The organism is Lunatimonas sp. (assembly GCF_020832325.1).
Classification (GTDB): domain Bacteria; phylum Bacteroidota; class Bacteroidia; order Cytophagales; family Cyclobacteriaceae; genus Lunatimonas.
In genome coordinates this window covers 104,491-117,482 of sequence record NZ_JAFIEU010000026.1, presented here as the reverse complement: position 1 = coordinate 117,482, position 12,992 = coordinate 104,491, and the positions used below count along the sequence as shown (strand labels likewise).

Annotated in this window: 9 protein-coding genes; 8 read left to right on the top strand and 1 reads right to left on the bottom strand. The window is 45.1% G+C overall.

What is annotated here, in order from left to right; all coding sequences use genetic code 11:
• Positions 1 to 436 precede the first annotated feature (436 nt).
• Genes JJU34_RS10165 through JJU34_RS10150 form a run of 4 tightly spaced genes read left to right on the top strand, consistent with a single transcriptional unit; the run spans position 437 to position 2,714 of the window.
• The gene (locus JJU34_RS10165; protein ID WP_228692249.1) at positions 437 to 1,174 is read left to right on the top strand and encodes a hypothetical protein; all 738 of its coding nucleotides are present in this window, start codon (positions 437 to 439) and stop codon (positions 1,172 to 1,174) included.
• Positions 1,152 to 1,976: a hypothetical protein gene (locus tag JJU34_RS10160; protein ID WP_228692248.1), complete on the top strand. Its 825-nt coding sequence runs from the start codon at positions 1,152 to 1,154 to the stop codon at positions 1,974 to 1,976. The genes JJU34_RS10165 and JJU34_RS10160 overlap by 23 nt, the downstream gene beginning before the upstream one ends.
• Position 1,977: 1 nt before the next feature.
• On the top strand, positions 1,978 to 2,526 hold the full coding sequence (locus JJU34_RS10155; protein ID WP_228692247.1) for a hypothetical protein: 549 nt from the start codon (positions 1,978 to 1,980) through the stop codon (positions 2,524 to 2,526).
• Positions 2,523 to 2,714 (top strand): hypothetical protein, encoded by a 192-nt coding sequence (locus JJU34_RS10150; protein WP_228692246.1) that lies wholly within the window; start codon positions 2,523 to 2,525, stop codon positions 2,712 to 2,714. The genes JJU34_RS10155 and JJU34_RS10150 overlap by 4 nt, the downstream gene beginning before the upstream one ends.
• Positions 2,715 to 3,144: 430 nt before the next feature.
• Here JJU34_RS10150 and JJU34_RS10145 read toward each other — a convergent pair whose 3' ends face one another.
• Positions 3,145 to 4,851 carry a glycoside hydrolase family 43 protein gene (locus JJU34_RS10145; RefSeq protein ID WP_228692245.1) on the bottom strand — a complete coding sequence of 569 codons (1,707 nt, stop codon included), beginning with the start codon at positions 4,849 to 4,851 and terminating at the stop codon, positions 3,145 to 3,147.
• 294 nt (positions 4,852 to 5,145) lie between these two features.
• On the opposite strand from JJU34_RS10145, the gene JJU34_RS10140 reads away from it, so the two are divergent.
• From JJU34_RS10140 to JJU34_RS10125, 4 genes are all read left to right on the top strand, one after another.
• Positions 5,146 to 6,744 (top strand): sodium/solute symporter, encoded by a 1,599-nt coding sequence (locus JJU34_RS10140; RefSeq protein ID WP_228692244.1) that lies wholly within the window; start codon positions 5,146 to 5,148, stop codon positions 6,742 to 6,744.
• Positions 6,745 to 6,790: 46 nt separating this feature from the next.
• Positions 6,791 to 7,870, top strand: a complete 1,080-nt coding sequence (locus JJU34_RS10135) for a Gfo/Idh/MocA family oxidoreductase (protein ID WP_228692243.1) — start codon at positions 6,791 to 6,793, stop codon at positions 7,868 to 7,870.
• 158 nt (positions 7,871 to 8,028) lie between these two features.
• Positions 8,029 to 9,291, top strand: a complete 1,263-nt coding sequence (locus tag JJU34_RS10130; RefSeq protein WP_228692242.1) for an enolase C-terminal domain-like protein — start codon at positions 8,029 to 8,031, stop codon at positions 9,289 to 9,291.
• Positions 9,292 to 9,774: 483 nt separating this feature from the next.
• Positions 9,775 to 12,981: a TonB-dependent receptor gene (locus JJU34_RS10125; RefSeq protein ID WP_228692241.1), complete on the top strand. Its 3,207-nt coding sequence runs from the start codon at positions 9,775 to 9,777 to the stop codon at positions 12,979 to 12,981.
• Positions 12,982 to 12,992: the final 11 nt, after the last annotated feature.

The window sequence follows — 12,992 nt, the reverse complement described above, 5'->3', positions numbered from 1 at the left end:
AACAGTAAAAAAAAAAACGTGGGTTATTCAAAAATTAAAACTAGGCACACCCCAAAAAAATAATTTAAATTTTTTTTTTGGGGCATGACACTAAAATAATATTTCTAATTACTTGCCATTTAACTTTTATTATTTTAATTTGAATGTGAAATTTATTCTGACGACAATTTCCTTTTTAAAAGGAATCTGACGTTGCTTTGCATATTGCAAATGGAAGTTTTTAAATTCTGCATAATTATGAATAACTTAAAAATTAATTCAGTCCCAATCCATAACATTTCCTTGGTTTTATTGTCCTGAAAAGAAAGCTTCAAACCTAACCCAAACCGCTGAAATGGAAAAGGGCAGTAAATTTTTGTGATTTTCCCAAACTGGTTGGTCACAGAAGATTTAAACAGACAGTCGTCAACTCTATATATAACTAAATTAAATCGTCATGAAAATACAACTACTTGTATGTGCAATTTTCTTTTGGGGTGTACTTCTTGGACCAATGGATAGTCCAATGGCACAAAACAGAGACACACCGTACGATTATCCTATTCGGCCAGGTATGGAAGAATGGAAGAGTCTCAAAACCGCTGAAGGTAGATATGGGGCTTGTCAAATACCCGAAAGTATATTATCCACCCTTACAACTAGGGCTTTGGCTAAAACATGTCTGGACTTTCCTTTACTATTTGAGGTAAATGCGGGCAATACTCTTCAGGACGGGTTTCGTGGTGTTTTTAAACTTTTTAACGGTCTGCAAGAACTGTTTAGGAGAAATGATGCGGGAAGCAGTTTAATTTATATATACAATTCAATGGATACCAATAATTTAGAGAATATGAATGAAAGACAAAAGGGAAAGCTTTCCTTTGCTTTTACTTACATAGAACTGGTTATTTCTCAGGATGAAATCATTAGAAATATCACTGGCGAGGATAGGGAACACCTTAGGGATATCGCCATAAGACAATATACAGAAAAGCAAAGACATCATGATGTTTTTGGGCCGTTTGGACTGTCAACCACTGCCTTGGTTCTTGGCAAACTTATCAAAACATCGGGACAAGCACCACCCCTTTTACCAACATTTTCTTCTGAAGAGCTTCATATATTTTTAACTACTTCACGATACAGAGATGAGTCAATATTTAACGAGATTTTTGAAGCGGGTAAAAAGTTATAATCACAGCTACAGCTTTGTAGGGGGATACTTGTCTTTCCTCATTCTCTTGATGGCCTGTGGTAATGACGGGGACTTGATCCCCACCAACTGTGACGTTCCGAGGGCGGCGGATTCGTACGTCTACCCGGTAGTTCCGGGAATGCCTGAATGGAGAAACCTAGATACCGCAGATAAAAAATGGGAAGCTTGCCAGATACCCGCAAACCAGTTGGAATCCATGAGTACCGCAGGTTTGATCGATAGCTGGGAGGATTTCCCTCTTACTTTTGAACTGTTTCTCTCGAATAGTTTTCAATTTGCCATAGAATTCCACGTCAGGAATTTTTCGGGATTACAGGAGTTATCCCGTCGAAATGACGCGGGCACCGAGCTTATGGCGCGATACCAACAAATGAAGCCAGCCTGTGTGGCAACCTATGAGGAGGAAATGAAGCGGGGTTCTTTTACTCTGGGCTTTGTTCCTATAGAACTACTGCTAGCTCAGGATATTATTCTTGATAAACTCAGTCCGCCTCAAAAAAAAAGGTTGTTATCAGAGGCGTTATCAAAATATCGGCTAAAACAGCGATATCATGATGATTTCGGCACGCGAGGTGGAACGGCCATATCCTTGTTTTTATGTGTCAGGATTTTAAAACATGCCGGTTTCAACCCTTTTATCAGGGAATTTGACAGGGAAGAATCCTTGATTATTAGAATTTTATATGAAACAGGTGTCCTGTACCTAAATCCGGATGCTCCGGATTCTCCAGAAATTCGAACCATCGTAAGACATGCAGAAAACCTCTTAAACCGAATCTGATATGAAAAAGCTTTACTTTACCTTCGTATTAGCAGTGCTATGGATCTTTTCCATACAGGCACAGACATATTATGTAATCAATCCAACTCCGGTATTTACCCCAAAATCTTCGCCTATTGAAGTTGCGGCACTATACTCCGCTGATTTTAATATTACTCAAAAAAACACAATAAGGCAAGATTATGAAGATGCATACGATGATATCGTGGTTTTAGGTGAAGCCACTCGCACTTACAATTGTCACAATTTTGCTTGGCACATAGCGGATGGGGGAACAGCAACCGCTTGGATGAACCAAATAGATATCACTAACGGTCCCAATGTCGCCAAATACTGGACTGATGGTAGTTTTATTGAAGTATGCAATGAGTCGGAATCATCAAAAATATTTTACTTTACTGGGGATCATTCAGCAATAATGTCAACCATTTCCGGGTATTATGATTCCAAATGGGGCCCGGACATACTGGTAAGGCATGCGCCAACGAACTTACCGGGAATATATGTACCAGCGGATCGTAGATATTTTGCATCTATTCTACTAAGATGAGAGGGCTACGCCCCTTTGGATTGATCGTAGGCTTTGCTACTGGCTTTTTGATTCGTCATAACGAGGGAGAAAAATCCAAATTTATTTCCTTTGCGTCTTGGCGCCTCTGCGTGAACCTCTTTTTTCCCGGAACAACGAACGGGTATGTTGAAGATTTCAGGGCTAACGCCCTTGGGTGGCTGTTGTAGATATGCGGATTCTACTGATATGTCAGGGCTCTGCCCCTTTGAGATTGCACTCGACTTGGTATTTTCTATTAAGCTATCAGCGCTAACACCCCTGCGGTGATTAGAAGCCTTTGCCACAGCTATTTTTGGTTTCTTCCCGCAACGAGGGAGACGAATTTACCCCTATTTTCTTTGCGTCTTGGCGCCTTTTCGTGATCCTTTTTTATCGGAGAGATCGAGATAACAGCGCAGCGAGCAGATAGAGTTATCTTTGTTACCTGGCGGTACTGATGAATACTTGAGAATATGCATATTTCACTTGACCGATTGCTAGAAAGAAAAAAATTATCAAAATCTATTTCCGGAATTTCGTCAGAGCAGGAATTGATGACTTCCAAGCCTTCCCTGTCTGCGATACGGATGGATTGCTGATTTAAGAAATTTTCCTCAATTACTCAGGCTTCACGTCATTGGCAGTGGTGGCATATAGCCCAATCAGGGTTCCGGTGAATCCTCCCGCCACATTGGTGGAAAGGATGTCTCCCGAAACGCCTCCGCCCAAATTCTGAAAATCACCCCCTTTTGTCGCATAGCTGAAACGGTAAGCATCGCCTTCCGCTTCTACCCGAAGCTGTACCGGCCCATTTGCCGCAAGCTTGCGGCTGCCTACCAACGTAGAAACACCGTTTTCGGTCCGCTCCAGTACCAAATACTGCTCATCTCCCTTCCTGGTGATTCCAAAAACATAATGGAATTTCTCGCTTTGAAGACAGCTTATACCTGCCAGATCCTTTTCCGAGGCGGGTGAATAGTCCACGGTCGCCGTAAAGCTGAATTTTTTGTGCTGCTGCCGGTAGAAGAGCGATGAAATGGGCTTTACCTCTTTGATATTTACCGCAAAAGGACGTATTTCCAACCCCTTTTGGCTGGTGGCGATAAAATCTTCCCGCGGCCCTCTCAATCCGATCCAGCGGTAGTCCAGCATTTCGGATTGAAATGTTTCCGTGTAGGTAAAGTTGCCATTTGGAAAGAAACCTTCCTGCCCTGTTTTGTTCTGTACACCTGTGGGCAGCTTGAGTTTAGGGCTGATGGGGATCAGGCCATTTTCAAAAACCGGAAACGCTCCGGTCCAGTCTACAGGCAAGATGAACGTTTCACGACCCGTGTTTACCCGATCCACTTCATTGGGGCGAATACCCAGAAAGACGCCATAATACCTGTCATCCGGGCCCAGCACCAAATCCGCATGTCCAGCCCAATCCACTTTATTTTTTCGGTCCTTTGCGAAGTATCGCTGGGTAAGGATGGGGTTGTTGTTTGCCGGCACGTAGGGACCGGTTGGCTTGTCGCTTACAAAGATCACTTCGCTGTGCCAGGATCCGGTTCCCCCTTCGGCACACATCAGGTAATAGCGCCCATCTTTTTTGTAGATATGCGGGGCTTCTATCCAGATAGGTTTTTGGCTAATGTCGACACCTCCATCCACAATCACTTGGTCGGTTCCCTTGATCACTTGGTCTGCGTTGACATCGTATTCCCATAGTTTGATTACCCGATGCCCTTCGTAAAGCGCTTTCACCGGAGCGTCGTTGTGTATCACATAGGCTTTTCCGTCATCATCAAAAAACAACGCCGGATCAATCCCCCCGAAGTCCAACTTGATCGGATCACTCCATCCCTCCCGTGGATCGCTGGTTTTCACCACCATATTGCCTATTCCTCCGGCGAATTGGGTCGTGATCATATAAAACGTGTCGTTGTGGGGGTTGTAGATTATATCCGGTGCATAGATCCCCGCACTGATGCCCGTATCGGCTACTTTCAATTGGGATTTTCGGTCCAATACATGGCCCAGTTGGGTCCAATTAACCAGGTCATTGGAATGAAAAATCGGAACGCCCGGAAACATGGCAAAGGATGAGGTAACCATATAGTAGTCATCTCCTTTTCGGGTTATGGAAGGATCCGGATAACACCCCTGCAAAATGGGGTTGTAAAACTCGCCATCCGCCAAGGGATAGTCGTTATACACGTCATCATTGCCCTGGTACACCGCATTGGAGAAGGTTGGATAATTCTCCGGTGTTTGCTGGCTGTGGGCTAGCCCTAGGCAGAATAGGACCAGTGTTAGGGTAGCGATTGCTTTGGGTGCTTGCATCTGTCAATTGGAATTTTACCAAATATAAAATGTAATTTCTACACTAGATAATCTGTAGCCGTTTTATTTACGTCAGTTTTTAGCAAGTGATGGGATGCTGCAAGTAATAAGGACTATGCTCTTTCACACAGATTTATAGGTCCTTACCCCAAACCTAGTCCCAGTAGCAACAAATTTCACAAAAGACCTGAATCATAAATTAGGTCCCATGCCCTATTTTATATACTTTTGAGTCATGTAGCTTTGTTAAAGATACAGTCTTATATAATTGATGTGCCAAATGGCCTTAACAATATGAATTCACTGGAGACTATAGACCTACTGGTCATACTGGCATATTTGGTAGGCATTGTTATTATTGGACTAAGGTCCGGCCGAAGTAGTCGCAAAACAGGTAACGACTATTTTTTAGCCGGAAAATCATTGTCTTGGGCCGTTATTGGAGCGTCTCTTTTTGCCTCCAACATATCTACGGTACACTTGGTCGGCTTGGCAGAATCTGGCTTTACCGATGGGATCGTTTGGGGAAATTTCGAATGGTTTTCGGTAATTGAACTCCTGCTCCTAGCCTTTGTATTTGTGCCTTTTTACTTGAGAACCAAAATTACTACGCTCCCTCAGTTTCTGGAACTACGTTATGATTCACGATCCAGGGTGCTATTGGCGATTTTTAGTATCCTTGCAGCGCTGTTTATGCACATTGGCGTGAGTTTATATGCCGGTGCGGTGGTATTTGAAAATGTATTTGGCCTTAGCGTGCCCATATCCATTGTCCTAATTGCCCTTGCCACCGGAATCTATACCATAGTTGGTGGACTGACCTCCGTGGTAATCACAGAAACGGTTCAGACCATCATATTAATCGCCGGATCGATTACCATTACGGTACTTGCCATCCTTCGCTTGCCGGAGATGGGAATTACTTCTTACGAGGAGCTTAAGGAGGTGGTAGATCCCGACCGTCTGAAAATAGTTAGTTTCGATGCTGCCAAAACCGGATTCACATTTAGTGACATGTTGTTCGGGTACTTGATTTTGGGCCTTTGGTATTGGTGTACGGACCAAACGATTGTGCAGCGGGTATTAGGTGCCCGTTCTGAAAAACAGGCCAAGCTCGGCGCTTTATTTGCCGGCTTTCTGAAAATCCTTCCGGTTTTTTTCATGGTGGTTCCCGGTATTTTGGCTTTTGCCTTATTCAGGCAGGAAGTTGGAAATGAAACCAAAAATGTATTACCCTTAATGATCAGCAACCTAATGCCGGTAGGCTTGAAAGGTCTTATGGTTGCGGCCCTGCTGGCAGCGGTCATGAGTAGCGTGGCAGCCGCTATTAATAGCTGTTCCACGTTGATCGTTTACGATGTCTTTGATAGGGTCAAGCCCCATCTTACCGATAGCAAGAAAGTATACATAGGAAGGGTTACCGGACTTATAGTCTTGGTTGCCGCCGTGATATGGTCCCCGTTTTTGGGAAACTTGGGAACCCTATTCGAATTGATCAATCAAATGTTTTCCATATTTGCCCCATCCATCGTGGCTGTTTTTCTGTTCGGAGTGGTATCGCCCCGAGGTACTGCAAATGCGGCCTTTTACACGCTTTTGATTGGAAGTTTATTTGCTGCAGGTGTATTTGTCATTGAGAAGTATGTGCCCATAAATGGAGGTTTGAATTATGTATCTAGGCCGGATGGATTACATATCAACTGGCTAAAACAAACCTACCTTTTCTTTGTGTTCTCTGCCGTACTTTATGTCTGTGTTTCCTATTTTGACAAAAACGTGCAGGTAGTGTCCCCTACATTCTTTCTGAATGTGAAAAGCCCATCCAAAATGGTCAATTTGCTGAGTGTGATCTTACTGGCGATCATGTTGATCTTGTACTGGGTATTTTACTAAAAAGAAGGAATTATGGCACACCTAAACCGTTCATTTATTCGGACATATGCATTTTAAACAAGCCCCAGAAATTCCCGAAAACCCGCTTCCTATTGTCGTTATAGGAGGAGGCGGAATTGTGCGCGATGCCCACTTACCGGCGTACGCGTTGGCTCAATTTCCTGTCGTGGGAATGTATGACTTGGTGCCCGAAAAGGCTAACTCGCTCTCGCAATCCGTTGGAATGCCACAATGCGCATTCGATTCGTTGGATTTGTTGATTCAGAAAGCCAAGGAAGTAAGCGCAGTCTTTGATGTGGCGGTACCTGCGGATCAAATTTTGGAAATTTTGGAGCAATTGCCGAATGGATCGGCTGTGTTACTACAAAAACCCATGGGGGAAACCTTACAGGAAGCGAAGCATATCCTTCAGCTTTGCCGGCAAAAGTCCTTGGTAGCTGCAGTCAATTTTCAGCTTCGCCATGCTCCCTATATGTTAGCCGCCATGGATGTGATGGAAAGGGGCCTGATCGGAGAAACGTTCGATGTAGAGTTTAACGTTTGCGTGCACACGCCGTGGGAGCTTTGGGGATTTCTGAAAACCAAACCTAGGTTGGAGATTTTATACCATAGCATCCATTACCTAGATACTGTCAGGGCTTTTTGGGGTGAGCCGAAACGAGTTTTCGCATCTACTATCAAACACCCGAACCATGCGCAATTGGCCCCTACAAGAAGTACCATCGTGCTTGACTATGGTGCCTACCGGCAGGCACGGATTATGACCAATCACGGGCACGATTATGGACCCGAGCACCAGCAATCGTACCTAAAAATTGAAGGAACAGATGGTGCAATCAAGGTACAAATTGGTACTTCCTTCGACTACCCGAAGGGCAGACCTTCCAGGTTTGAATATCATACCCGAAAAGAAGCCGAGAAGGGTTGGCAGGAAGTTCCCTTGATCGGTGATTGGTTCCCCCACGCATTTATAGGTCCCATGGCATCATTGCAACGGCACCTTCAAAACCCCCATTCAGCATTCCCAAATGCCGTAGAGGATGCGTATCAAACCATGAAGTTGGTCGAAAGACTGTATGAATCAAATGAGATAGGGGCTCTTCCCCTCGAAAATTTTAGTAGCTAATAAACTATAGCGTTGCAGACGAATCGGAAGATTCACCGATTAGGCCGCAGCAATCTTGAAAATAATTAGAGGAACATGAAATCGAGCACGACGCAAGGAGGGACGATCATAATTTGTGCGAGATTCCATCTGACCTTTGAAAAACAAATTATAGACAGATGAAATCAATTGTTATCAAATCGGGACGATCTCAGGATGTCCAATTTGCGTTAGAAAACGGAGCCGGCTCTGACGCAGTCCATTCTACACCGATCTACGCCTATGCACTTTGTAGGTTGGATACCGACGCTCATTTAGAAGGCGTTGGCATGGCACTGACACTAGGTGCCGGCAACAAGCTGGTATGTGGTGCCATTGACTATTTGGTACAGCATGTGGTTGGTAGGGAGATAAATGAACTCATGGCCGAATTTGGAGTCACCTACAAAAAAATGGCCGATGATCCTAACCTTAGGTGGTTGGGGCCGCATAAAGGAGTTATTCACCTTGCCCTGGCCTCTGTGGTGAACGCCTGTTTTGATCTTTGGGCAAAATCGAGGTGTCAGCCGTTATGGAAATTGTTGATTGAGCTCTCTCCCGAAGCGCTAGCCAATACGCTGGATTTTTCTTACTTCGAAGACATTTTACCCAAGCATGAGGCAATCGCTCTGTTAAAAGCCCAAGAAGATGGGCGGGTCGGCCGCATGGAAATTATCAAGCAGGGCTATCCTGGATACGATACTTCCATAGGCTGGTTTAATTACTCCGACGAGCAGGTTATAAACAATATTAAAAAGTCCATCGACCGGGGGTTTACCGCCATTAAGTTAAAAGTTGGGTCGATAGATGCAGACAGGGATATCCGTAGAGCCGAGTTGGTACGCCACGCGGCGGGACCGAAAGCGACCATTATGTTGGACGCCAATCAGCAATGGTCCCTTCCTAAAGCGATAGCTATCTGTCGCCGACTTCAGGACATAACCCCCTTTTGGATAGAGGAGCCCACCCATCCGGACGATATTCAGGCACATGTTACTCTCTCCAAAGAGGTAAATCTTCCAATTGCACTTGGAGAACATGTGCCTAACAAGATTATGTTCAAGAATTTTATTCAATCCGGCTGCATGTCTTTCAATCAGGTGGATGCCGTACGGGTAGGAGGAGTATCGGAGTTTCTGCTAATAAGCCTACTGTCGCGAAAATATGGCATTCCGGTAGTGCCCCATGTGGGGGATATGGGACAGATACACCAGCATTTGGTACTGTTTAACCATATCGGTCTTGGACACCCGGCACTTTTACTGGAACACATACCTCATTTGAAAGACTATTTTAAATATCCGGCGCAGGTAGTTGGTGGTAAGTACCTGACACCACAAGAACCAGGCTTGAGTGCCGATTTCAAAGATTATGTATTGGAAAGGAAAGCTCTCTCCTACTGATTTTTGAGCCTACAGTCCGCTCAGCAAAATTTTTTGTAAAAACCTTTCAAAAATTAGGTCTTATGACCTATTATTCCTAATATTGGGCATATGACCTAAATTTGATTGGTGTCAATCTACTGTGGCTGTGGTTTTTGGGTTGCCTACTAAACAATATGCTACGTCCACTTGCATCAGTCTGTATAGGTACATGCATGACATCATGTATATGTACAAGAAAAATCGCCCTTTCCGCTACGAATACTTCTGGGTGCCAGCCCTCGCTCAAGTAGCGCTGTCTGTTAATTACCGATGGCAGTCTCTCATGGACAGGGAATGCCTATTACCCTAACCACCAAAATTTCGACCGATGGCAACGATATACCCGAACACCTCTTAGCAATCGAACACCTTAACCGGTGAAAACGCCCGATTTCGGCAGTCCGTGCCGACGGTGCCCTAGCACCCAACTTTAGATACGAATAAACCTAAATCCATAAAATTATGCTTGAAAATTTACTTGTAGAATGTCGGTCGTGGTCTCGCAGCGCCTTTTTTGGTCTCGCCGCCCTGCTACTGATATTTCAGGGGGCGGCAGCTGTTGCTGACCCTAGCGAAAAAATGCTCTTGTCAGCATCTATGCCATCAACAGGAGTGGAAGCGTCCATTGTGACGGGTAAAGTAGTAGATAAGGATGGAAACCCTATTCCGGGAGCAGCCATTCTTATCAAGGGTAGCAGCAGAGGTACTTCTACTGACATTGATGGAGAATTCACCTTGGAAGTGCCAGATGGCGGGGTGATAGTGGTTTCCTTTTTGGGATTTGTTACGCGAGAGATAGCTGTAGGTAACCAAACAGAAATGGAGATCACCCTCACGGAAGATATGACCCAAATGGATGAAGTGGTGGTCGTAGGTTTCGGAACTCAGAAGAAATCTCACCTAACCGCAGCAGTAGAGCAAATAGGCAGTGATCTGATAGAGAACAGGCCCATTAATCGATTGTCTGAAGCACTTCAGGGAGCAGTTGCCGGTTTGTACGTTACACCGGTAAATGGCGGTCCGGCTCAGGAGTCAAATTTTAACATTCGTGGTTTCACCGGATTCGGCCAAATGGGAGGCCCTTTGGTACTGGTAGACGGTGTGGAACGCGTCATGAGCGATGTAAACCCCAATGACGTAGAATCGGTCACGGTTTTGAAAGATGCTGCAGCTTCAGCCATCTATGGTTCCAGAGCGCCTTCCGGCGTTATCTTGATTACCACCAAAGGAGGAAAAAAAGGGGACAAAATGCAGGTCAATTACAGCGGCAATTACAGTATCGGGTCACCTATAGGCATGCCGCAATGGGCCAATTCTTGGGAATACGCTGAAAAGATCAACGAGCAATACCGGAACTCGCTACAGGCGCCTATTTATACTGAGGACGCGATACAACGAATGAGGGATTATGGAGCAGGTTTGATTCCCAATAACATCGTAACCGGAAATGGTACCTACGGAGCCCATTGGGATATGAATGGAAACAGCGATTGGTTTAGCTTGATGTACAAAAACTCGATACCAAGCCAACAGCACAATGCCAGTGTTTCGGGAGGGAGTAATAGCACCGGATACTATGTGGGTCTGGGTTATAATGAGTCTCAGGGGATCATTCGAGGTGCAGACGATAAATTGAATAGGTACAATGCGCTTTTAAAGGTGACTACGGATGCCACAGATTGGCTAAGTCTCCGCATGAGTATGAACTATGTGAGGACAGATGAACAGGCCCCCAATTATCGTGGCGGTGGACCCAATTACAGTGATATCTGGACGAATGCGTCCGCTTCACTTCCGAATTGGGTTGATTTAAATCCAAACGGAAGCCCCTCATTCTTGAGCAGCGGTCCGTCGCTACGTGGCGAAGGCGGCGACCAATCCAATCAACGGAACGAAACAACGCTCACTGGCGGGTTCACTATAAAACCGTTTAAAGGCTTTAACATTAGGGGAAACTATACCTGGAGAAACCTTACCTCTCACCTGGAGCGAAACACGTTTGTCATTTTAGTAGAGGAGGCTAATGGAAGCATCCGTAACTCCGCAAGGTCTGCCCAGCAGAGCAGTGTACTTCGCCAAATGAATTTCACAAACTACCATACGGCAGATATCGTAGCCGATTACAATACGCAGCTAGGAAAGCACTCCATCAATGCGTTGGTCGGATACCAGGAAGAGTATAATAACTTCTCCCAGTTATCGGGAACAGGCAGGGATTTATACACCAATTCGGTGCCCAGCATAAGTACCACGTTTAACCCGAACCCTACAGTGACTGATGCATTAAGTCACTGGGCAACCCAAGGTGTTTTTGGAAGAATGGCCTACAACTATGCTGAAAAGTACTTCATCGAATTTAACGGACGGTACGATGCACACTCCAAATTTCCGGCAGATATCCGATGGTCCTTCTTTCCATCCGTTTCCGGAGCATGGAATATTGCAGAAGAGAACTTTTGGTCCATAAGCAAAGTGGATGCCTTTAAAATCAGAGCAGCCTACACATCTTCCGGAGATCCCGGACAGGGCAATTACCTGTACCTGCCAACCATGGGAACAGGCATAGGAGTTGGCGATGTACTGTTAGGAGGAGTAAAACCCAACATGGTATTTATGCCGCCACTGGTCAGTGCGGACCTGACTTGGTCCTCACCGCAAACCATGGGTTTTGGTCTAGATATCATGGCGCTGCAAAATAGACTTGAGTTGACGTATGACTGGTATCAGCGAACAATCTACAACCAACCCGGGCCGGCCAAAGTTTTACCCCAGACGATTGGAACGGGTTTGCCAAGTGTCAACAACTCGGTGAGTGAAACCAGAGGATGGGAATTTTCCATGAAATGGCGAAATACCGGAAGTATAGCAGGTCGCCCATTTAATTATTCCGCAAGATTTAACATTGCCGATTACATCGGGTATGTAGTCGAATACGACGAAAACATCACCGGACTGAGGAACGGAACCTGGACTCCAGGAGAGGTCTTTGGCCAGATTTGGATTTATGAGTCAAATGGCATCGCACAGAATATTGCAGATGTAGAAGCCAATGTACCCCAAGGGGCCGCTTGGTACTATCCTGGAGATTTGATGATCAAAGATTTGAATGGGGATGGACAAATTAATGCCGGAGAAGGCGGCAGATGGTATGCCAGAGGCGACCAAGTGATGGCCGGATACAATTACGGGCGTTATCGGTATGGAATGAATCTACAGGCCAATTGGAATGGGATCGATCTCTCCGTTACATTCACCGGGGTGCCCCAATGGATTGCTTTTTCGGGCAATTTTCATGTCAGACCTGCCGGACACGATATCTGGAATTCAAAATGGTTTACCAATCATCGCGAGCTAGGTACCTGGACAGCGGAGACGCCGGATAACTATTTCCCAAGACACTCCTTTAAAACCTATCCTGCCACGGATCAATACCTTGAAAACCTGGCACATTTACGGGTTCAAAACTTACGCATCGGCTATAATCTGCCCAGAGCTCTTATTGATAGAGCCAAGCTGAGCAAAGTATATGTCTATACCAGTGCGGAAAACTTAGGTATGATCTACTATAAATCTAATTTTAGATACGAACCTGAGATTATCGCCAGATACGGTGGCGCCGGATACCCTCCGCAACGCCAAATTTCAATGGGTATTAACATTGGTATCTAATTAACTGACAG

Coding starts and splice junctions, on each gene's coding strand:
- JJU34_RS10150 (WP_228692246.1), top strand. CDS start 2,523: ATGAGAGGGCTACGCCCCTTTGGATTGATCGTAGGCTTTGCTACTGGC.
- JJU34_RS10135 (WP_228692243.1), top strand. CDS start 6,791: ATGCATTTTAAACAAGCCCCAGAAATTCCCGAAAACCCGCTTCCTATT.
- JJU34_RS10155 (WP_228692247.1), top strand. CDS start 1,978: ATGAAAAAGCTTTACTTTACCTTCGTATTAGCAGTGCTATGGATCTTT.
- JJU34_RS10140 (WP_228692244.1), top strand. CDS start 5,146: ATGAATTCACTGGAGACTATAGACCTACTGGTCATACTGGCATATTTG.
- JJU34_RS10125 (WP_228692241.1), top strand. CDS start 9,775: ATGCTTGAAAATTTACTTGTAGAATGTCGGTCGTGGTCTCGCAGCGCC.
- JJU34_RS10165 (WP_228692249.1), top strand. CDS start 437: ATGAAAATACAACTACTTGTATGTGCAATTTTCTTTTGGGGTGTACTT.
- JJU34_RS10145 (WP_228692245.1), bottom strand. CDS start 4,851: ATGCAAGCACCCAAAGCAATCGCTACCCTAACACTGGTCCTATTCTGC.
- JJU34_RS10130 (WP_228692242.1), top strand. CDS start 8,029: ATGAAATCAATTGTTATCAAATCGGGACGATCTCAGGATGTCCAATTT.